The following is a 22,833-nucleotide window of genomic DNA, read 5'->3' on the forward strand; positions in this document are numbered from 1 at the left end:
GCCTGCGATGAATTTTTGTTGAATTTTATAATGACAACATTTGTATAGAAAATATACTGTTATGTCAGAATTTTGGGAAACGAATTTTATTGGAAAACAGGAAATGTGGGGCTTTGAACCTGCAAAATCAGCTGTTATAACAAAAGAATTTTTTATAAAGCAATCCGTTAAAAATGTGCTAGTTCCTGGTATTGGTTACGGTCGTAACGCACAAATTTTTATGGAGAACGGCATTAATGTCACCGGGATAGAAATTTCCAAAACAGCCATTGCCCTAGCAAAAAAACATTATGGAAATGGTATGACTATTTATCACGGATCCGTTTCCGCAATGCCTTTTGATGAAAAGAAATACGATGGCATTTTTTGTCATGCCTTGATCCATCTTTTGAGCAAGAACGAAAGAATAAAACTAATCCAAGACTGCTTTCACCAATTGGACAAAAATGGTTATATGGTTTTTACCGCAATAAGTAAGGGTGCCCCAAATTTCGGCAAAGGAAAAATGATCAGCAAAGACAGGTACGAAGTTCATGAAGGTGCCAAAATTTACTATTACGACAGGGAAGCAGTACATACCGAATTTGACCATGCTGGGCTAATCGAAATTGTGGAGGTAAAGGAAGACCAACCCATGTTTTTAATTAAGTGCAAGAAAAACTAAAAAAACTCTAGTTTGGGCAGCGAGGGGTACGAGCGTGACGCTGGCGCCAGCGAAGGGAAATATGAGCGAGGAAAAACCTTAGATTCAACGTAGCTAAATCTAAACCACATAAATACCCGTAGAATAATTATGTCATGAGCTAAATTGCACTAGTAGCTTAACCAACACATATTTTGCGCTCTATAACTCGCTTCTAGTGCGAGCACCGACCATCGGCATCTCCTAACAAATACCCTAATTTTCAAAAAATTTCAAGCCCCAAATAGGCCACATCTTTCTTTTTCAGTAATTTAATGGAAAACATTGTTTGTCATGGCTACGTTTCAACTAGATATCAACAACACAAAACATAAAGTAGAAGTTACCGAAGGCACTTCCCTACTCTGGGTATTGCGGGAACATTTGGGCCTTACCGGCACCAAATACAGTTGTGGCATAGGGCAATGTGGGGCCTGTATGGTACATATTGACAATGAACCCATGCGGGCCTGTCTTCTTCAGGTAGACAATTATGCCGACGGACAAAAAATCAAGACCATAGAAGGTTTGTCCAAAAACGGGGATCATCCAGTTCAAAAAGCATGGATCGAGGCCCAAGCACCTCAATGCGGTTATTGTCAAGCCGGGCAGATCATGCAGGCCGTAGCCCTCTTGAAAAAAAATCCCAATCCCACAAGGGAGGAAATAAAGACCCATATGAACGGTATCCTGTGCCGCTGCGGTACTTACCTTCGTATTATCAAGGCCATTGAATTAGCCTCCAAAACCCCAACATCCATTGAAAACTAAAGTCATGGTTCAAACGAAAGCCGAAATTAGCAGAAGGAACTTTCTAAAATCATCCTCTGGGGTGGCCCTCTTCATTGGCATATCGGGTATACTGCCGCAGTTGATATCCTGCAAAGACCCTAATAAAATTAAGGAACAACTCGCCCAACAACCACTTACGGCCTGGGTAAAATTGTCCGAGGACGGCCTAATTACCATTTATAATCCGGCCGCCGAAATGGGGCAGGGATCCATGACCTCCTTACCACTAATATTTGCCGAAGAGATGGATGCCGACTGGTCTATGGTGAAGGTGGAGTTTTCACCCCAGGAATCGGAAATCTACGGTTCCCCGGGATGGAACCCGGGCAGTAAGCTAATGTTTACGGTAGGAAGCAGGACAACAAACAGCTACTATAATGTTATGCGAAAGGCAGGCGCCCAGGCCCGCTATGTTTTAATGAACAGTGCCGCCAAACATTGGGAAGTACCCATAGAGGAACTTACAACATCCAATAGCCATGTACTCCACGGAAGAACCAACCAAAAAATAAATTACGGAGCCCTAATCCCTTTTTTGGAAATGCAGGAAACTCTGCCCGACTTTAGCGAAGCACAATTAAAGAATCCCAAGGATTTTAAGCTGGTCGGGAAAGACATTCCCCGTACCGAGATCCCTGCCAAGGTAATTGGTAGTGCTATGTTTGCCATTGACATCCGCTTGCCGGAAATGGTTTACGGAGTCTTGGAAAGAGGTAACCTCCACGGTTCCAAACCCAAACTGACCAATGAAGCCGAAATTCTGGCCATGGACGGGGTAGTAAGGATAATCCCTTTGGATTATGCCATTGGGGTCGTTGCCAAGACCCTAGAACAGGCTTTGAGTGCAAAAAAAAGCTTAAAAATAGATTGGAGCGATTCCAAGGCAAGCGGACACAATTCACAGGAAATTTATTCCACTTATGAAAAAATAGCCTCCCAAAAAGAAAAGGGCAAGGTGATCATTGAAATTGGGGACGTTTCCAAAGCCAAAAAAACGGCTGCCAAAACCTATGCGGTGGACTATAAAAACGACTATGTATACCATGCCCAAATGGAACCGCTGAATGCGGTGGTGAAGGTTGCGGAAGATGGTGGCAGTGCAGAAGTTTGGGTAGGTAGCCAGCAGGGTATGGACACCAAGCTGGGAGTGCCCAAAATTCTCGGAATAGCCCCGGAAAATGTTAAGGTACACCTGCAATATTTGGGAGGTGGATTTGGCAGAAGAAGCATGAACGATTTTGTGGAGGAATGTGCCAACCTGGCAAAAGAAATGGCACCACTTCCAGTAAAACTAATATGGACCAGGGAGGACGATGTTACCTATGGTGCCTTTCGCCCCCTTTCCTTACAGCGACTTACGGCCAACACGGATTTTAAGGGGAACATCACGTCATTTTCGCACACTGTGGTGGGAGACGGAGGCAATCTGGTGGCCAGTGCAGTGACCAATGACCACTATGATATCCCCAACCAATTTGCAGAATGGAGGGAAGCCTCCAATGGCATTCGACTAAAACATTGGCGTGCCGTGGGTCATGGCCCCAACAAATTTGCCATTGAATGTATGCTGGATGAAATTGCACGGGACCAGGGCTTGGATCCTTTGCATCTTAGGAGAAAATTAATGGCCAAAGCCCCCAGGGCCCTGGCTACATTGGAAAAAGTCGCTGAACTATCCAATTGGAACACACCTTCCGTTAATGGACGTGCCAAGGGTATGGCCTTTGTGGAACATGGATCATTGGGAACTGGTGTGTGCGAAATCTCGGTAGACCGCAGTACCGGAAATATCAAAGTACACCATTTTTGGATTGCCTTGGATGCAGGGGTAGTAGTACAACCGGACAACGTTAAGGCCCAAATGGAAGGCGGCATTATTATGGGCATGAGCAGTGTCCTCAAAGAACAAATTACCATAGTGAATGGCCGGGTGCAACAGTCCAATTATCACGACTATAATTTACTTAGGATGCAGGACGTCCCTGATAGTATTGAAACTGTAATCCTTGAATCGGCAGAAGTTCCCGAAGGGGTAGGAGAAACGGCAACACCCATGGTGCCCTGTGCCATAGCCAATGCCTTTTTAAGATTAACTGGAAAACCACTTCGCCATTTGCCCTTTTCCCCAGAGCGTGTGTTGCAGGCCTTGAACAGTTAAACCGTTCCAATAATAACACCCTCAAAACACGAACTATTACAAAATGGGATTATTTATTTTGATCCCTAAATCAGAAATGTCCTTCAATAATCTGAAGGCTTTTTGTATTTTGGGGGGATGAAATTTAAGTTTGGCCTGTCCTTCATTTTTGTCCTTATTTACAATTGTTGTCTAGCAGGTTTGTCCCCTGAAAATGGCATTGCAAATTCCGATTACCACTATTCCGCTACAGTTGAAAAACCAACAGACTCAATAGAACAACTCAAAAAACAAATTAAGGGTTTTGCTAAAAAGAAGGATTACCAAAACGCTATTGTCCATTCCAAAAAATTGCTCTTAAAGGCCAAAGTATTATCGGATAGCAGCCACATCACCAATGCCTATTGGAGGCTGGGATATTATTATAAAATATTGGATCAATTGGATTCGTCTTATTTCTACATTGACAAAGCATATTCTATAAATCTCAAATTAAAGGATAGCATAGGTGCGGGAGACCGACTGCTGGACATGGCCAACATCCAAAAGAGTTTGGGCGATTACAACGGAGGGATGATCACTGCTACCGAAGGATTAAAATATTTGGAAGGTTCCAATGAAATAGAATCCATCTCCGGTCTGTACCAAAACATTGCTGTATGCCAAAAGGAGTTGGGACACCCTAAAGAAGCCTTGCGGTGGAGCGATAAAATTTTTAGTCTTCTAAACAAACACCCGACAGCTGACATCAGCACCGAAAATCTATACAACATTAAAACCACCAGGGCGAATATCCTGGCAGCACTAAAAGATTACGGCACCAGCCTTAAAATTTTGGACAGCATTGCCGCGAACACCCAAGCCAGCAACCCCTCGCAATTTGCACGTGCTATTTGCAACAAGGGCCATTATATGTGGTTAGAAATCAAAAATAACCCTGAGAGCGAGTCCCTACAGTTGGATGCCTTAAGAATACGGCAAGAACTTAACACGGTTCCCGGATTAATATCCAGCACTATACATTTGGCAGAATATTACTTTGAGACCAATAAGCCATTGGCGTTGGATTATGCCCAAAAAGCTCTTGCCAACTCGAAAAAAACAAATAATTCTGTCGCTATTTTGGAAGCTTTGGATCTACTATTGCCCTTGAAAAAATCCTTGGGCCAGGATGTTTCCGAAGAGGCCATATTTTATTCCAATGTGCAGAATACCCTTGAAAAAACAAAACAAGCCGTTCGCGCTATCTATGCCGCCACAAAATATGACAATGATGCATTGGAAAAAAAGAACCTTATGCTTTTGGCGCAAGTCGCTATTAAAGAGAAACAAAATATTTTGGCCATTTCTGCCACAATTATTTCATTGATCCTGATAGTCTTTGTTGTCCTGTATAAAAATCAGCAAAAAAAGAAAGAACAGCTGGAGATGGCCTATAAGACCGAGTTGCGCCTTTCCAAAAAATTGCATGACGAACTGGGTAATGACATTTTTTACCTTATGACACAGGTTCAAAAAGAGGGCCAGGATATAGCTAACCCACAGAAAGTAATAATTTTAGAAGGTCTGGATAGTATTTACCAAAGAATAAGGGATATTTCCAAAGAATTTACGGCCATTGATACCGGAGATAACTTTGGCAAGGAATTCTTCTCCCTTTTAAATTCCTATAGCTCCACTAAAACAAAGTTGATCACCAAGGAATTACCCTCCAACTTCTGGGATAATGTTTCGGCAGAGGCCAAAATTGAAGTATATAGGGTTCTACAGGAATTACTGGTGAATATGAAAAAACACAGCAATGCCTCTTTGGTTGCCATTACCTGCAGTAAGAGCAGCAAACAGGTTGTTATAAAGTATGTGGACAATGGAGTGGGATTTTCCTTGAAAGGAAATTATTTGGGAAATGGACTTAAGAATGTGGAAAACCGCATAAAAGGTATAAAAGGAAATATTATTTTCGACTCCAAACCAAACGAAGGGGTTACGGCTACCATTACGTTTGCCATCTAAGATATATATGCAATTGAATAGGATATTTGTTTCAGAGGACATAGACAGCAATAATCTGGGAGTTATTACCATGCTTCAAGGATTGGGATATACTCAAATTGGGCATTCACAATACTGTGATGAAGCCTTACTAAAATTAAAAAGGGCTTTGTTGGACGGGAATCCGTTCCAAATTTTGATAACCGACCTGTCTTTCGATAATCCCAGGGACAAAAAACACCTACAAAACGGCCAAGAACTCATAGCCGCCATAAAAGCGGTCCAACCCGAAATAAAGGTGGTTGTTTTTTCCGTGGAGGACAACCACAGCACCATAAAATCCTTATTGGAGAATCAAAAAATTGAGGGTTATGTATGCAAGGGATTGAATGGCCTAAAAGAACTAAAAAATAGTATTGAAGCTGTATCCCAAAACAAAACATATACCTGCCCCATAGCCACAGCCGTTTTACAGCGTAAAAACGTCCTGGAATTGGATGGATATGAACAACAGCTGCTCTTGTACTTGGCCCAAGGCCACAAACAAAATGAAATAAGCGCCTTATTAAAGGAAAAAGGAATATCCCCCAACAGTATACGATCGGTAGAAGCCAACATTAGCAAGTTAAAGGATTATTTTGACGCCTCCAACACCACGCAACTAGTATATATAGCTACGAGTATGGGGATTATTTAGTATTGTTCCCATTTTTATTTAACCCATTGGGTTTTCAAGTCTTTTGGACGCAAAAAACGTTTAATCTATCGATTTGAAAGGTCCTGTACACAAAAGGTCAGCTTTAGGTGAACGAAGTCAACATCATGAAAAATCTGTTGTGGCCGTCTTTGTTCTTGAAATATAAAAGCATTAGAACAAATTATCGGTTGCCAGTTCCAACCTTATGGGTTCTCCCTTCACCTCCATGCCATTTAGGATCAGTTCAGACTTAGATATCCACCTTGAAAAGGAAGGTACCTCTACTAAGGTTCTAAGATGTTTCATTTGATTTGTCCCCGGAACGTCCAAGGCATTATACCAAGGAATGTTGGCCCTAATGACCGACTTCCCGTTGGAAGCGTACATCTGGCCAATACCATTGTTACCCTTCCTCAAATAGTAGGGCAGTAGTATCTATGCAAGACTCTTAGGCTAATTTCTAGGCTTAAAAAACGCGTTAGCCGGAATAATCTCCCTTTCCAGACTTGGACCGCTCCATTCCAATTCCAGGGATGATTTTCCCTTCCTAGGGCTTTTATAGTAAATCCTATAAGGATGAAGTCCGGCTTTTAGTTTAATGCTTCCACTTTTGGGCGAGTTTTGAAAATACCCATAATCGGCATCAACTACTGCTGCATCATGGATCCTAAGAAATGCCGCTGAATTGGCCGATAGGTAAAAAGTATAGTTACCGTCCAACGGAACACGAATATACCCCTCAAAGAACATGGCTCCAGAATCATTACCGCTATTTACAGTACCATTCAACTGGTCAACAACACCTGCTTCATACTGGGCAAGGGTTGCCACTTCCGGTACCCATGGAAATTCGCCCTTAAAGGATTTCCATGAAATGCCGTTTTTCGTTTCCAACTCGTCCACGGCAGGGACAAGAACATCATCATAGGGCCTTAATGCCGTAGTATTTGGAATTCGAGACCCTAGAACCTTATCCTTCATATTTTGTTGTAATGTGGCCAGTTTTGGATCATCTGCCAAGTTGTGGGTCTGTTGTGGATCCTGTAAAACATCATAAATTTCAAAATGATCGTTATGCGATTTGATATCGTATCGGAGGCCAACATAATTTCCAAAGCGCACCAACTGCATTTGATTACGGGCACGTCCTTGATGTTCTGGTATAAAATCGTCATAGTCCGGTGTCTTTCCTGCTTGAAAATATTCTATATAAATATTGCTTTCCGGCTGTGTTCCTTTTCCAAGCAAGGAAGGCAATAGTGAGACCCCGTCCGTAATGGCAGGGGCAGGAAGTCCGGCCATTTGAGTAAAAGTGGGCATCCAATCATAGGATATACTAGGTGTTTCAATCTTATTTCCTGCCGGAATATGCCCTGGCCACAGTGCCAATGTTGGCATACGCACTCCTCCCTCCAAACAATCGCGCTTTATACCATCAAAGGGACCAAAACTTTTGAAAAAAGTAGGGTCTATAGGTTCGTTGGCCAAATAGGATTCCTTGGAAGGACCATTGTCCGAAGTAAACACTACTATGGTATTTTCATCAATTTTCAAATCCTTGAGCAACTGAAGGATATCGCCCACGGCATCATCTATACGCCTAGTATCCGTAGCATATCGTTTATACACCTCTGGCCAAGACAATTGGGCAGTTACCGGATCCCCATCATGGTCATAGGTTGCATTGGCATAATCCGGATGCATCCATGAATCCACTACTCCCGAAGCCGTGTTGATCATTTTTCCCGGCTCCCCCAACCATTGAAGTCCGCCATTTAATCCACCACCTACCGGATAGGCCTGGGTTGGGAGTTCAAGAACGGCATGGGGGGTATCATAGGCCAGATACATAAAAAAGGGTTTTTCACCTTCCTCTCCCTTTTTAAAGTCTACGATCCATTTCTTGGCAGCTGCCGTAAATAAATCGGTCGTATAACACTTATCAAGGTCTTCGGCTATATTGACCCTGTTTTCATACACTTCCTTCCTGCCTCTATAAATACCTTCTTTAGGATAGTGTTCATGGCCATCACCATGGCGTATATAGCCCAAATAATAATCGAAACCGCGATTAAGGGGATGTGCCGTCCAATTGGGTGCCTTACCACCTTTGCCCTGTAAGCCCCATTTCCCAATGGCAGCAGTGGTATAGCCCGCGGTCTGCAATACGGACCCTAGAGTATGGTTGTTGTCCAAGGCCTTGTCAAACTGATTGTCCCGTATATTGGCGTGACCCTGACTCCGCCCCAATAAAAGTGAAGCTCTGGAAGGGGCACACACCGGGGCTGCGGAATAATGCTGTGTCATCAACGCACCCTCTTCCGCCATTCTATCCAAATTGGGCGTATACTCACGTGGATGGGCTGCTCCCTTTTCCTGGGCCCTCATATTCTGAAACAGTACCCCCAAATCCCCGTAACCCAAATCATCTGTGAGTATAAAAATAATATTGGGCTTTTTATGTTTCCTATTACCCTCCTCCTTTTCATTCCCTTGGGCCATTACTGTAGTTGTGCCCACAATCATCATTAGGGCGAGCATAATTTTTGTAATCGTAGTTCTATAAAGCATAAAGCGATTTTTTCTTAAATGATTGAAAATGGTTCGGGCAAATTAGCATTAATCTGCTTTATTAAAAACAAATGTGGTGAGCGATTTACCCAGGACCTGTATTTTACCTTTACCAAATTGAACGTTGGGCATTTTACTAAGATTGTAAGATTCACTGGTAACATACCTCTCCATTTTGGTATTGGGTGGTAAGGCCACGTTCAATTTTATATCCGTTACGGCATCACTTTGATTTATTGCCACCAGCACCAAACTATCATCGGTATTTTTATAGGCGGATAGCAGCACCCCGTCCCTTAAGTTTTCCTCTGTATTATAGGCATCATAGGTAACTGACACCCTTTTGGCCCCCGGCCTGATAAATCTGGAATAATTACCCAAGGCCCATAGCAATTTGGAGCCATAAAAATCCCCGTCACTTGTCTCCTTGTCAATATAGATTAGTCCGTCCTTAAAGTCGTATGGGCTCATGGCCAACCACCAATGCCATGCACTGGCATTGGCAATAGTAAGATCGGCATGTATAAGACGGGCTACATATAATGCCGTAGGCATTCCAAAATCCCTACCTTTTCCCTTAATCTCCTCATTGTTCTCCAAAATACAATATTCGCTCATCCAATATTCCAAGGAAGGGTATTCCACTAATTTTTGAGCTATTCGTTCCCTTTCCTTTTTAAGTTTTGAAATATCCCAGGTAGTAAAATAACTATGTGCCGCAATCTTTGGCGCCAAGGATTTTAGATTCCCCAAATAATTCGGATTTTCAGGATCAAAGAACGATGCAATCTGATTGCTCCTGTTAAGATGTTTTTCTTTCTCCCCGGTTAAATAGTCTATTTGACCGGCTTCCGTAATTTCAATTTTGGAATCTATTTTATATTGATTAAATACCGAATCGATTACCCTAGTGGCATTGGCCAATTCGTCGTTGTTCCAAGGAGAACCTTCCTGTCCGCCTTTCCACTCCCATTGAGGTTCATTGAACGGACTTATATAATCGAAATCGATGGCTAAACTATCCTTAAAATGTCGTAATACCCTCGCAAGAAAGTTGGCATAATCCACATACTTGTCCTGGGATACATTGGCCGCCAATCCATAGTCTGAATGTGCCTTGTTGTTTCTGGTCAATTGTATGGGCGGACTATTTACAAACGCTATGAATTGATTCACCCCATTCGCCTTTGCGGCCTGCAGAAACCACTGTTGTCCTGCTTGTTTTTGCCAATCATAATTCCCATTATCCTGTAAAAAGCCTTCGGCCCTCCTCCAAGGATCCTTAATACCACTTTCTTCACCTTGGGCCATACTTCCTGCCCCAATATTAAATCGCCAAGCCGATAGGCCGATTCCCCGAGGTGATCCATCCGTATTGCTGTCCAAACTAAACAACCACTCGGACATTGCTTGCTTTTTTTCAATGGGCCATAAGCCCGTAAACTGGGCAGCCCAAGCATCGGAGGCTGCAAAATTATGAATGGTCTGGAAATGGGTATTCTTATTTATGTAAACCTCTATTGTAGGATTTTCTTGTGCTCCCGCCCAATTAAAGGCGCACCAAATGAAGTATAATTTTATCCAATTTTTCATCGCAGCCATTTACAGATTTTATAGTAGGGGTAAATTGTTTTTAATCTTCATCAACACTTAGAATGTCAGTCATCATTGATGAAACAAATTAATAAAAAGAACCCTATACGTAATGATAGGGCTCTTTAAAAACTAAACTAATCTAACTACTAACAATTTTTTATTCTACACTCAAATAGGTACCCTGATCAAAAGTGAATACGTCGGAAGGTGTCCTTGCCTCCTTGAAAAGCAATTTCATTTCCTCTATAATTTCCGGGTATTCCTTGGCTATATTATTCTCTTCCCCTATATCGGTATCAAGATCATAGAGTTCCATCTGGTCTTCGGTGGATGCAAAAACATTATATTTTACGGCTTTCCAATTGCCTTTTCTAATGGCTTGTCTGCCACCTTTCTCATGAAACTCCCAATACAAATATTCGTGTTTCTTTTGCTCTTTTTCCTCTCCCAACAGAGTAGGTAAAAAGGAAACACCGTCTAAGGAAGAGGGCACTTCCATATCGGCAATACTTGCAAATGTGGGAAATACGTCCCAAAATGCAGAAACATGATCTGTTCTGGTATTTGGTTTAACATATCCAGGCCATTTAACAATTAGCGGAACCCTGATTCCTCCTTCATAGAGATCCCGCTTGGTACCTTTAAGTGGACCATTACTATTAAAATAATCCGGGTCGGCACCACCTTCGGTATGTGGACCGTTGTCTGAAGTAAACATTACTATGGTATTGTCCGCTATGCCCAACTTTTCCAATTTGGCCATAATCTCACCAACTTGGTTATCCAGTATATGGATCATGGACACAAAGGCGGCGTGGGTTTCCTTCTGTGATTCATAGGGTCCATTTCTATATTCAGGCCCATCATCCACACCCTTATAGGCCTTTTCAGGAGGGAATTTACCTCTGTATTTTTGCATTATTTCCTCTGGAGCTACAAGTTCTGCATGGGGGATAATAGATGCCACATAGAGAAAAAATGGATTGTCCTTATTGAATTCAATAAAATCCAACGTTTTCTCATGGATAAGCTGGGGAGCATAAATCCCTTTTTGCTTCCCTGAATTTTCCTCCAACACTAAGGAATCGTTATTGGCCCACAAATGGCGAGGGTAGTAATTATGTCCCAAACGTTGGCAATTGTACCCAAAAAAAGTATCGAAACCTTGGTTTAAAGGATCGCCTTCCGAACCTGGGTAACCAAGGCCCCATTTACCAAAGACCCCAGTAGCATAACCCGCTTTCTTCAGGGCTTCCGCCAATGTATAGGTATTATCTGGAATGGGATATTGTCCCTCTGGTTGTATTTCCTTGTTACCACGCACAAAGGTATGGCCGGTGTGCATCCCTGTCAACAAGGCCGATCTAGATGGGGCACATACCGTACTACCCGAATAATGTTCGGTAAACAGCATTCCCTGGCTAGCCAACTTATCTATGTTGGGCGTTGTAAACTTCTGCTGCCCATAGGCGCTTAGATCCCCATAACCCAAATCATCGGCCAATATGTAAATAATATTGGGTTTGGCAGTATTTTCCTGAGCATTGTCAGTTTTGGTGGACGTTGTTTGCTGCCCCTTGTTTTTACATGAGGACAAGCCAATAATCAATAATAAAAATATAACGAAATAAGAAGACTGTCTCATCATTGAAATGGTATCATAAATGCCATGGGACAGCTTAAATGCGCCCCATGGCAATAACTTAATTTTGGCACTATCTATACCCATTATTGGTAGGGTCCGACTCCAATAAATTTGGATTCAATTCCAACTGATTCTGTGGAATAGGTAATAAAACATGGTAAGGCTGTATGTTGGCAGCAGGATTGTTCCAAGCTCTATGTTGAACCGTCTTTACCCTGTCCAACAGAATACCCCAACGAATAAGATCCATTCGGCGATGTCCTTCTGCACTAAGCTCAAATTTTCGTTCCTCGTACATGGCTTCCCTAAATTGAACTTGGGACATACCACTCCAAGGCTGATCTGGCTCAAAAGCGCGCTCCCTTACCTTATTAACATAGGCATAGGCATTGCCCGGGCCATTGGCTTCGTTTTCAGCCTCAGCTGCCATAAGATAAACGTCAGCTAAACGAAATACGATATAGTTTTCAGGATGATTGCCTCGTAATGAATTTTCCTGGTCCAAATTCCAATTTTTACGGAAGTATGGGAAAGATAATTTCCATCCCAAATACTCTGTAACGATGGTAGCATCATAGCGTAAATCCCCATCCTGCCAATTTTCCCTTAAGGCAAATTCTGGCAAAGGCACTGACCAACCATAACCGGTCATATCTTCATTTCGTTCGCGCAAAAGGCCTTGAAATATATTAACCTTGGAACCGGAAACCCCATTTACCACGGTATCCTTATTACGGTTTGCAGGTTCGTCCCTGATACGTGGGTTGTAATCATCTGTTCTTGTAGTAGATAATTCACCTACTAAATCTGCCTCAAAATCGATTACAAAAATATATTCATCATTGTATTGGTTACTTGGATCTGATTGATCGAATACATCGGCATAATCATCCAAGAGCCTATGTGGACTTTCATCTATTACCTTATCACATTCAATCTTCGCCAATCCCCACTCTTTATCAAAAAGATGATACTTGGCCTTAAGAGTTGCTGCGGCCCATTTAGTAGCCCTACCCAAATTACTGCCGGAATAGGAAGTTGGCAACAAATCAAAGGCCTTTGCCAAATCTGTTTTCATAGCGCTTCTTATTTCCGCTTTTGGCGTTCTCCCTAGTATGGACCTTTCTGGTACCGGCAATTGCTCGGTATAAAAAGGAACGTCGCCCCAAAGGTTGGTCAAATGATAATAGGCCAATGCCCTTAAAAACAAAAGCTCTCCCACTCTTTGATCCCTGGCTTCTTGCGATAAACTTTCATTACCTTCAATATTGGAGATAAACTCGGTAGTATTATTTACTACACGATAGAGGTAAATCCAGGTACCATTGCCATCCGCCGTACCTTCTTGAATAAGATAATTGTGTATCTCATTGTTCACATTTCTACTGGCCGCCTGTATGTCGGCACCACTAGTGTAATAATTGTCCAATCCACGTTGCGCGTAAAGGTTGTTGTTATGAAACAACCTGTAGACACCGTTTACAGCAAGTTCTGCTTCCTTGTCATTGGTAAAAAAAGATTCTGGCGTAATCTCGTCCCTTAAATCCTCTTCCAAAAACTTGTCACATGAGCTCAAAACCAATAAGCCCATAAGTAGCATTAAAAATTTGCTCGTTATTATAGTTTTCATATCTGTATTTTTTAAAATTCTAGTTTTACACCTAGGGTTATTGACTTAGCATATGGATATTGACCCGAAGCAAAACCTTGGGAAACAGAACCAAGTCCGCTACCCGCAGTAAAGGCATTTACTTCTGGATCTCCCAATGTAAAGTCTGACCAAAGGAAAAGATTCGTACCGGTAACATAGACATTCATTGCGCTAAATACATTTCCGAGCCCTTTTGCCTCCATAGGAATATTATAATTTAAGGTCATCGTTTTCAATCTCAAATAAGAACCATCCTCTATGTTCAAATCACTATTAACATTAAATAGACTGTTGGATGGTCCTGCCCTTGGTATATCGGAAGTCTCATTTACACCTGCTATCCAACGTTGCAAAACGATAGGGTCTACATTTTGTTCTCCCCTACCATAGTAAGCCGTCTGTGTTCTTACATTCCAAATTTCGGCACCATAGCTACCATGGAAAAACACATCCAAGGAAAGGTTTTTGTAGGTAAAGGTGTTTCTAAATCCTCCGTAAAAATCCGGTATTGGACTACCAAGTACCTGAAAGTCTTCATCATTAATATTGGTATCACCATTAACGTCTTCATATCTTGGACCTCCGATAAATGATCTACCTTGCCTTCCATCGGCAATAATCTCATCAGCAGTTTTATAGGTACCTAGGTATTTAGCCCCTACAAATGTCGGCAATGCTTCCCCTACAATCAACCTAGCAGAGTTACCTCCTTGATTTCCTGTAGATTGCAATGAAATATATTCCTGATTATCCAACTCCAATATCTCACTCTTGTTGGAAGATATACTAAGATTGGACTCCCAAGTAAAATTATCGTTCTGTACGTTTATGGTATTGAGGCCAAATTCGAAGCCCCTGTTCTCTACAGATCCCAAATTCTGTAATTGGGTAGTTGAATTGGCTCCTACCTGACCAGATAGGGCTACGGATAATAGTAGGTCATCTGTTGTCTTTTTATAATAATCGGCCTCAAAGGAAATCCTATTGTTCAAAAATCCAAGCTCCAAACCTATGTCCATTTGCTTGGTTGTCTCCCAGGTTAAACCACTACTGGGCACTTGTCCAACAAGTACTCCATTTACCTGAGAACCATTAAAGACAGTAGTTGTATTGGCATAAGTGGCTATAGAATTGTAAGCCGCAACACCTTGTTCCCCCACAATACCATAACTACCTCTTATTTTAAACCTATTGATCAGGTTGGAATCCATCATAAACTCTTCCTCATCAACGTTCCAAGCTGCACCCACAGAAGGGAAAAAGGCATATTTATTACCTGTCTCAAATACAGAGGACCCGTCATAACGTCCTACAAGGGTAAGCAAGTATTTGCTTTTGTAACCATAATTGACACGACCCAAGAAAGAAGTCAGGGTTCGTTGTCCATATCCAGAACCAACCAGTGCTGTTTCTGAATCACCTAATGCCAAGTTATTAAACGAAACTACGTCATTGGGAAAATTATCGGCTTCGGCAAACGTACTTTCGTTATTATCTTTCTGCCAGGTAAAACCTCCCAATATTTTTAAGGAATGGTTCCCCAAATCCACGTCATAATTTAAGGTATTCTCATTCAATAAACTCTTGGAAAAATTGGTATTGATCCTACCAAAACCACCATTAACACGTTCAGGCAAGATCCCTGGCAAATAATTGTTCTGCTTAACATAGTTTAACTGTGCACCAAAAGTAGATTTAAAAGAAAGGTTTTTTGCCAATTCATACTCGGCATAGGCATTCGTTATGATTTGGGTAACCAAGTCGTGATCCACTCTATGTTGTATATCCGCTTCCGGGTTTCTCTCCAGACCTGCACTTATAGGATTCTCAAAAGAAAAACTACCATCTTCAAGATAAACTGGTCGTATTGGCAATACGCTGGAAACAATATTGCCATAATCTACTTTGTTGTTCTCAATTTTGTAATGCGTTAAGTTTGTCCGGATTCCGGTCCTAAGCCTATCGGAAACCTTTACATCCACATTGGTTCTAAAGTTTACCCTTTCCAATCCAGAACCTCTTAACAGTCCCTTTTGATTGTAGTAGTTTCCAGATATAAAATAATTGGCATTTTCAGAATTCCCCGTAATGGACAAATCGGTATTGGAAATAGAACCTGGTTGCTCCACCAAATCCAACCAATCGGTTGTCGTAGTATTCTCTGGATCCAATACCAATGGCAAAGTTGTATCCGTAAACCCAAAACCATCGGGTCCAGGTACAAATTGATACGATTCATTTTTATAATCGATAAAATCCCGTCCGCCCAAAATATTGATACGGTTGGCCGTCTCCTGAATACTTTGGTAATGATTGATTGCGATTACAGGTTTTCCTGGTGCCATACCTTTACCATTTTTGGTGGTAATCAAAATAACGCCCGAAGCTCCCCTAGTTCCATAGATTGATAATGCGGTAGCATCCTTTAATATCTCAACAGATTCAATATCGTTGACATTAATAGTATTAAGGTTAAATCCGGTACCTGCAATAAACCCATCCACAACGTAAAGGGGATCATTGTTTCCATTAATGGAACTGTTTCCTCTAATACGAATGGTAGCACCGGTACCCGGTGTTCCATTGTTGGATGTAACTTCCACCCCGGTAGCCCTACCCTGTAATGCCTGGTCTACCCTGGCCACTGGCTGGTTTTCCAGAACATCGGATTTGATCGAAGCTACGGAAGACACCAAATCCTTTTTGGTGGAGGTACCATAACCTATAACCACCACCTCATCCAAAAGGGAAACGTCTTCCTGAAGCACTACATCAATAGTAGTAGACTTTCCCACCTGAACACTTTGAGCAATAAAGCCCAAATACCTAAATTCCAAAACAGCGCCTTCAGATGCGGCAATGGAATAATTTCCATCAAAATCCGCAACAGCACCTGTAGTAGTCCCCTTGACCAAAACATTCACCCCTGGAAGAGGCTGACCTGTTTCATCCACGACCGTTCCGCTTATAATTTGCTGAGCTTGAAGCGATACAATACTGAAAAACAGTAGTAACAATAAAATACTTTTTAATTTCATATTGGTATATGTTGGTTAATAATTAATACGATTATCCCAAAATAATCGACATGGTGTAAATATAAAATGGGACCTAGGCCTATACATCCCAATTTGGTGCAATAATGTTGCATTTCCTTGAATTAAAGGCCTGGATAGCCTATTTTGCAACATATTTACCCTTAATATTTGACATTAGTCCTCCTTATTTCGCAGTAAGTCGAGCTATTTTTAACATTTATTAACATTATCATGGTATTATCCAAACCCCTTTGGTTAAAAGACCCGGCCAATACCTGATTTCAGCTCCAAACCATGAAGTACATAACTTTATATCTGTTTACATTGTTAATTCACCTTGGCTGCATGGCTCAAGGAAACAACACCATCCTACAAAAACTGAATATAGACGGAGTACCCTTTAACAAAAAGACCAATATTGTTTTTGAGGATCATTTAGGTTTTCTATGGTTGGGAACGGATAGTGGCCTATATAGATATGATGGACATTCCCTAATAGAAAATCAATACGATGTATTTGATGAGAATTCCATCCCCAACAATAGTATAAATTCTATTGTAGAGGATGATCTTGGAAATTTATGGATAGGAAGCGAAAGCTACTTAATTTTCTATGATCGGCAAACCAACAGGTTTAAAGGCTTTTACAAAAACAATACCTCAAAAGTTTTAGGGAAATCTTTGGATGGCACTATTTGGGCCAATTTGCGTAACACTGGAATCGTAAAAATAATTCCCAATGAAAAGGCCGAAAACCTCCAATTTCAAACCGAATTTAATTATACACAAGACAATAGCATTTGGGCCAACGACAAACAAGTCAATCAATTTGCTGAAGACAAGTTTGGCCGTATTTGGTTTGCCACCCCAAACGGCATAATTTTTTTGGGAAAGGAAAATAAATTAATCCAGTCTGGATTTCTAAAAAACACCGAAACCCTTATCCATACAAAAAACAACAGTTTTATTGCCACCACTGATGAGGGTATATTTGTTCTTGATTATGCAAAGGCCAATAATAAATTGGAGGTCTTAAAAACCTATACCGATTTTCCCGATGCCAACCCTGTAGTCCCTACATATACCGCCTTGGCCCAGGAAGAGGAATCTGCAACCCTGTGGATCGGAACACCATCCAGCTTAATCAAGGGAACCCTGAAAAACAATACATATTCTTTTGAGAACGTAAATAATTCCAATAGTCAGAACGGATCATCCCAAAGCAGAATCAATTCCTTGACACTTGACCGATACAACAACCTATGGATTGCCTCCAACAAAGGAGTATATAAATACATAGGAAGGACTTCGATTTTCGAATATACAGGTATAGACGAAAATTTGACAAATTTTTTCCCTCAATCCTTTTTAAAGGAAAATAACCGAGAGATCCTCTTGACTATAAATCAAAAAGGTCTTTACAGATTCAACAAGAGATTAAATACCAATGAACCCCTACTACGTACCACAGAAAACTACACGGTAGTAAAAAAAGATTATGAAAACAAGGAGCTGTTAATTGGATTTGGAAGAGCACTTTTGAAATCCAATAATTACACAATAAAAAACCAAACCTTAGAGGTAGATACCCTGCAACATTTTTCAAAAGGCATAAAAGACATTATCCCCTTGAACAAAAATGAAATATGGGTCGGCCTATGGGGTGGAGGAATAGACATTGTACAGACAGGGCCCAATCTTTCCAAATTTAAACAAAAGACTATTTCCCTATTAATGGGAAAGAATGTTTCGGTAATGCATTTGGACAAAAAGCAGAACCTATGGATCGGCACTAGGGGCGATGGCCTATTTATGGTAGACCTGATTAATGAAGAATTAAAAACATTTAACCCCAACCTTAAAGATAAAGATGGCCTTTCTTCCAATGCCATTTTGTGTTTGTTGGAAACGGAACCCGGGAACCTCTGGATCGGGACAAGGGGTGGCGGTATAAATTTTTACAACAGTGAAACCAAAACCGTACAATCCTTTGGTAAAAAACAGGGATTATTATCTACCACCGTATCCAGTATTGAAACCGACAACTCCGGAAATTTATGGCTTAGTACACAGGGTGGAATTTCAAGATTTGATATTACAGAAAAAAAATTCGTGAATTTCGGAATGGAGGATGGACTGGCGGAAAGTCATTTTATCTTCAACTCTTATTTAAAAGACCAAGATGGGACCATATACTTTGGCTGTCCCGGCGGATTTTACAGCGTTGCTACCAAAAATTACAAAAAATCAAAACTTATTCCCAATACCGTTATCACCAGATTTGATATCCTGGGCAATGAATCTACAGAATCCCCATCCGAGAATTTTTCATTGCCAATACAGATCATTGGGGCTTCAGAAAAACTGGAACTCCCCTACAACAGCAATAACATCGCCATAGAATTTTCTTCTCTGGATTTTACTGCACCGAATAAAAATGAATATACTTATAAATTGGAGGGCATCAATGATTTTTGGCATCACACCAAGGCTTCCAATAGAAATGCCAATTACAATGACCTGCCACCTGGAAAATACACCTTTAAGGTAAAAAGTTCCAACAGTGACGGTGTTTGGAATACCACCCCCACCGAACTCAGCTTTGTGATTGCACCTCCCTACTGGAGAAGTAATTTAGCGTACTTCATTTACACTGTGCTTCTGGCCGTTTGCATCTACATTACCTTTCTATTGGTGCAAAGATGGTATACTTTAAAGAAAAATTTAGTTGCCGAGACCATAAGCCGAGAAAAAGATAATGAGATAAACCGAATGAAAATGGTTTTTTTCACGGATATCTCCCATGAATTACGCACACCTTTATCCTTAATTCTTGGAACTATTGAAAAAGTGGTAAAAGAAAAGAAATTTACTCTAAGTCCGTTGACTTCCCAACGCATCTACAACAACACCTTACGAATGCACAGGCTGATCAATCAAATCATGGATATTAGGAAATTTGACGAGGGCAAACTCAAATTGCGGATATCCAAAAATGATATTGTAAGGGACATAAGAACCATAAAAAATGCCTTCAACGATTTTGCAAGAATTTACGAAATAAAATACCACTTTAACTGTAACAAGGAAGAAATAAGGGGTTGGTACGATGTAGACATCATGGAAAAAATACTGTTCAATCTACTTTCCAATGCGTTTAAACACACCCTTAAAAAAGGGGAAATAAGCGTGACCCTGGAAGTTGCAAATATGAACGACAACGATTTTATAAGGCTACACAGAAAAAAGGGCGAGTATATAAAATGTTCCGTTCGGGATAACGGAATTGGTATACCCAAAAAAGACCTACCACATATTTTTGATAGATATTACCAAGCTACCAAGACTTATAGCAATCAGATTCCCGGTACGGGAATAGGCATGGAATTGGTACAAAAACTTGTGGAAAGACATCACGGCAAAATCATAGTTGAAAGTGAGGAAGGTGTATTTACAGAATTTACCTTTTTTCTACCAATCCATAAAAATGCCTTCGATAAAAAAGAAAGAATAGATACGGGCAAACCCCTAACCCGAAATTTTATCCATAATTCCGAATTTCAGGTTATTGAGGAGGTCTCCTCAGAATTCGATGCTCAAACCGATTCAAAGGATAAAGACAAACCCAAGGTATTGTTGATTGAGGACAATAATGACTTGAGGTTTATGGTAAAAGAGGAATTAAAGGATGATTTCCATGTAGTTGAGGCCTCCAATGGTCAAGAAGGTTACGAAACCATTCTTAGAGAAAAACCCCAATTGATCATATGTGATATACTTATGCCCATCGAAGATGGTGTATCCATGCTCAAAAGGGTGAAAGACAATAATGACATAAATACCATTCCCATTTTTATGCTAACTGCCAAAAACTCGGAAGAGACAAAAATAAAGTGTCTGAGTTTGGGAGCTGAGGATTATATTGAAAAACCATTTAGCTTAGAATTTGTAAAATGGAAAGTAAAAAACGCACTTATAACCCGACAAGAACTCAAAGAAAAGTACAGTAAAATAATTACTACAGAACCTCAAGAGATTGAAGTGGACTCCCTGGATGAAATGTTTATTAAAAAGCTGGTTCAAATTATAGAAGACTCCATGGATGATAATTTACTGAGTGTGGAGTTTCTAGCTTCGGAAGTGGGGATGAGTAGGGCCAATCTTTATAGAAAGGTGCAAGCCATTATGGACGATACTCCTGTAAACTTAATTAAACAAATACGTTTAAAAAGAGCCGCCCAACTCCTAAAGAAAAACCAAATGTACATTTCAGAAGTGGCCTATATGACGGGGTTCAGCAATCAAAAATACTTTAGCAAATGTTTCAGTAAGCAGTACGGCAAAAGTCCCACAGAATTTGCAAGGCAATTTTCAAAAGATAAAACAGTAAACAAAAAAGACTTGGTGCCTTAATGCAAGGCACTGTTTAAAGCATTTTAACATAACTTAGACCCTATCCAATACCAAATTACCATAGAAACATGAATCACATCAGACCATACCTCGCCACTATTGTTTTAACGATAATGTCTTGCCTACAGTCCTGCAAAACCCCCAAAGAAAGTTTGCCAAATAAGTCACTTCCCAATATTGTCCTTATAAATGTAGATGATTTGGGCTGGAAAGATTTAGGATTTATGGGAAGTGAGTATTATGAAACCCCAAATTTGGACACATTGGCCAAAGAGGGTATGATTTTTTACAATGCATACGCCGGTGCCGCAAATTGTGCTCCCAGTCGGGCCTGCCTACTATCCGGACTTAATACTCCACGACATGGTGTTTATACGGTAAGCCCATCGGACAGAGGAAATTCCAAGACACGAAAACTTATCCCTATCCAAAACACGGACCACTTAAATGACACCATATACACCCTCCCACAAATGCTAAAATCGGCCGGATATATTACCGGAAGTTTCGGAAAATGGCATGTAGGCAATGACCCAAAGAAACAGGGGATAGATGTTAATGTTGGTGGAAGCTCCAAGGGCAATCCTGGAAAAGGGGGGTACTTTTCTCCTTATAAAATAGACCATATTACCAATGGCCCGGAGGGTGAATATTTAACAGACCGCATTACCAATGAGGCCATCTCTTTTGTTGAAACATATAGGGACACCACCTTTTTTCTTTACCTTCCCTTCTATACGGTACATACCCCAATAATGGGAAAAGAGGAGCTCATTGATAAATTTAAGACCAAAAAGGGTTCCAATGGTCAGGATAGACCGGACTATGCCGCTATGGTGGCCTCCATGGACGAAAATGTGGGCAAACTTCTATCTTCGTTAAAAGCAAACGGACTGGAAAAAAACACCCTGGTAATCTTTACTTCGGATAATGGAGGAATTAGGTCCATATCCGAACAAAACCCCTTACGTGCTGGGAAGGGTTCTTACTATGAAGGGGGAATCCGTGTGCCCTTACTCATAAAATGGCCTGGAAAAATAAAACCTAATTCTAGCTCTACTGCCCGTGTAAATAATATGGACTTTTATCCCACCCTACAAAATATTGCAAGCCCGGATAAAAAGGCTCCGCTACTGGACGGTATTAACTTAGGACCTATATTCGAGGGCAGTTCCAAGGCAGAGAGAGACCTTTTCTTTCACTTCCCTATCTACCTTCAGGAATACCAAGGCGTACAGGATGGTAGCCGTGACCCCTTGTTCCGTACTCGCCCAGGTTCCGTAATTATTTCGGGCGACTGGAAACTGCATGAATATTTTGAAGACGGCGCATTGGAACTTTACAATTTAATATCTGACCCTAGTGAAGAAAATAATGTTGCAGAACAAAATCCAGAAAAAACCCAGGAACTCCTTAAAAAACTGATGGATTGGCGCAACGCAACCAATGCCTTGGTTCCAAGCCAAAAGAACAATGAATACGACGCAGCTTTTGAACAAAAAATGATTCAAGAAAAAAGTGTGAGATAACGATTTTTACTAATCTTATGGAGCGGAATCCCGACTTGGTGGGATTATTCAATAAATTATTGGTAGGCCAAAAATTTGGTCTCTAAATGC

The 22,833-nt window shown here is 40.9% G+C and carries 13 protein-coding genes; 7 read left to right on the plus strand and 6 right to left on the minus strand.

The genetic code is table 11. The annotated features are described in order from the left end of the window. The first annotated feature begins 61 nt into the window (after positions 1–61). From B9Y87_RS19575 to B9Y87_RS19595, 5 genes are all read left to right on the plus strand, one after another. Positions 62–664, plus strand: coding sequence for a class I SAM-dependent methyltransferase (locus tag B9Y87_RS19575; protein ID WP_085500658.1), 603 nt, complete (start codon positions 62–64; stop codon positions 662–664). Positions 665–976: 312 nt separating this feature from the next. Beyond that, entirely contained in the window at positions 977–1,453 is a 477-nt protein-coding gene (locus tag B9Y87_RS19580) for a (2Fe-2S)-binding protein (protein ID WP_085500659.1), read from the plus strand. Positions 1,454–1,457: 4 nt separating this feature from the next. Next, on the plus strand, positions 1,458–3,632 hold the full coding sequence (locus tag B9Y87_RS19585; RefSeq protein ID WP_085500660.1) for a xanthine dehydrogenase family protein molybdopterin-binding subunit: 2,175 nt from the start codon (positions 1,458–1,460) through the stop codon (positions 3,630–3,632). 117 nt (positions 3,633–3,749) lie between these two features. Then, positions 3,750–5,624 carry a tetratricopeptide repeat-containing sensor histidine kinase gene (locus tag B9Y87_RS19590; protein WP_085500661.1) on the plus strand — a complete coding sequence of 625 codons (1,875 nt, stop codon included), beginning with the start codon at positions 3,750–3,752 and terminating at the stop codon, positions 5,622–5,624. A 13-nt stretch (positions 5,625–5,637) separates the two neighbouring features. Beyond that, on the plus strand, positions 5,638–6,300 hold the full coding sequence (locus tag B9Y87_RS19595) for a DNA-binding response regulator (RefSeq protein ID WP_176225688.1): 663 nt from the start codon (positions 5,638–5,640) through the stop codon (positions 6,298–6,300). Positions 6,301–6,471: 171 nt separating this feature from the next. Here the strand turns inward: B9Y87_RS19595 and B9Y87_RS19600 are convergent, their stop codons facing one another. The 6 genes from B9Y87_RS19600 to B9Y87_RS19625 all read right to left on the minus strand — a co-directional run bounded on the left by B9Y87_RS19600 (position 6,472) and on the right by B9Y87_RS19625 (position 16,801). Further along, a complete protein-coding gene (locus tag B9Y87_RS19600) occupies positions 6,472–6,717 on the minus strand; it encodes a hypothetical protein (RefSeq protein ID WP_139827295.1) in 246 nt (81 codons plus the stop codon). Positions 6,718–6,753: 36 nt separating this feature from the next. Beyond that, positions 6,754–8,871 carry a sulfatase-like hydrolase/transferase gene (locus B9Y87_RS19605; RefSeq protein WP_085500664.1) on the minus strand — a complete coding sequence of 706 codons (2,118 nt, stop codon included), beginning with the start codon at positions 8,869–8,871 and terminating at the stop codon, positions 6,754–6,756. Between the two features lie 48 nt (positions 8,872–8,919). Beyond that, positions 8,920–10,464: a glycoside hydrolase gene (locus B9Y87_RS19610; protein WP_176225689.1), complete on the minus strand. Its 1,545-nt coding sequence runs from the start codon at positions 10,462–10,464 to the stop codon at positions 8,920–8,922. A gap of 160 nt (positions 10,465–10,624) precedes the next feature. Then, positions 10,625–12,196 (minus strand): arylsulfatase, encoded by a 1,572-nt coding sequence (locus B9Y87_RS19615; protein WP_217807552.1) that lies wholly within the window; start codon positions 12,194–12,196, stop codon positions 10,625–10,627. Continuing rightward, the gene (locus B9Y87_RS19620) at positions 12,183–13,742 is read right to left on the minus strand and encodes a RagB/SusD family nutrient uptake outer membrane protein (RefSeq protein WP_085500666.1); all 1,560 of its coding nucleotides are present in this window, start codon (positions 13,740–13,742) and stop codon (positions 12,183–12,185) included. The genes B9Y87_RS19615 and B9Y87_RS19620 overlap by 14 nt, the downstream gene beginning before the upstream one ends. 11 nt (positions 13,743–13,753) lie before the next feature. Beyond that, complete coding sequence (locus B9Y87_RS19625) at positions 13,754–16,801, minus strand: SusC/RagA family TonB-linked outer membrane protein (RefSeq protein WP_085500667.1); 3,048 nt, start codon at positions 16,799–16,801, stop codon at positions 13,754–13,756. A 294-nt stretch (positions 16,802–17,095) separates the two neighbouring features. Here B9Y87_RS19625 and B9Y87_RS19630 point away from each other — a divergent pair, with 294 nt between their 5' ends. Beyond that, positions 17,096–21,214: a hybrid sensor histidine kinase/response regulator transcription factor gene (locus B9Y87_RS19630; protein WP_085500668.1), complete on the plus strand. Its 4,119-nt coding sequence runs from the start codon at positions 17,096–17,098 to the stop codon at positions 21,212–21,214. A gap of 68 nt (positions 21,215–21,282) precedes the next feature. Continuing rightward, on the plus strand, positions 21,283–22,743 hold the full coding sequence (locus B9Y87_RS19635; RefSeq protein WP_217807553.1) for a sulfatase: 1,461 nt from the start codon (positions 21,283–21,285) through the stop codon (positions 22,741–22,743). The last annotated feature ends 90 nt before the right edge of the window (positions 22,744–22,833 follow it).

It is taken from the genome of Arenibacter troitsensis, assembly GCF_900177645.1.
Taxonomy (GTDB): domain Bacteria; phylum Bacteroidota; class Bacteroidia; order Flavobacteriales; family Flavobacteriaceae; genus Arenibacter; species Arenibacter troitsensis.

Coding starts and splice junctions, on each gene's coding strand:
- B9Y87_RS19575 (WP_085500658.1), top strand. CDS start 62: ATGTCAGAATTTTGGGAAACGAATTTTATTGGAAAACAGGAAATGTGG.
- B9Y87_RS19580 (WP_085500659.1), top strand. CDS start 977: ATGGCTACGTTTCAACTAGATATCAACAACACAAAACATAAAGTAGAA.
- B9Y87_RS19585 (WP_085500660.1), top strand. CDS start 1,458: ATGGTTCAAACGAAAGCCGAAATTAGCAGAAGGAACTTTCTAAAATCA.
- B9Y87_RS19590 (WP_085500661.1), top strand. CDS start 3,750: ATGAAATTTAAGTTTGGCCTGTCCTTCATTTTTGTCCTTATTTACAAT.
- B9Y87_RS19605 (WP_085500664.1), bottom strand. CDS start 8,871: ATGCTTTATAGAACTACGATTACAAAAATTATGCTCGCCCTAATGATG.
- B9Y87_RS19610 (WP_176225689.1), bottom strand. CDS start 10,464: ATGAAAAATTGGATAAAATTATACTTCATTTGGTGCGCCTTTAATTGG.
- B9Y87_RS19615 (WP_217807552.1), bottom strand. CDS start 12,196: ATGGGTATAGATAGTGCCAAAATTAAGTTATTGCCATGGGGCGCATTT.
- B9Y87_RS19620 (WP_085500666.1), bottom strand. CDS start 13,742: ATGAAAACTATAATAACGAGCAAATTTTTAATGCTACTTATGGGCTTA.
- B9Y87_RS19625 (WP_085500667.1), bottom strand. CDS start 16,801: ATGAAATTAAAAAGTATTTTATTGTTACTACTGTTTTTCAGTATTGTA.
- B9Y87_RS19630 (WP_085500668.1), top strand. CDS start 17,096: ATGAAGTACATAACTTTATATCTGTTTACATTGTTAATTCACCTTGGC.
- B9Y87_RS19635 (WP_217807553.1), top strand. CDS start 21,283: ATGAATCACATCAGACCATACCTCGCCACTATTGTTTTAACGATAATG.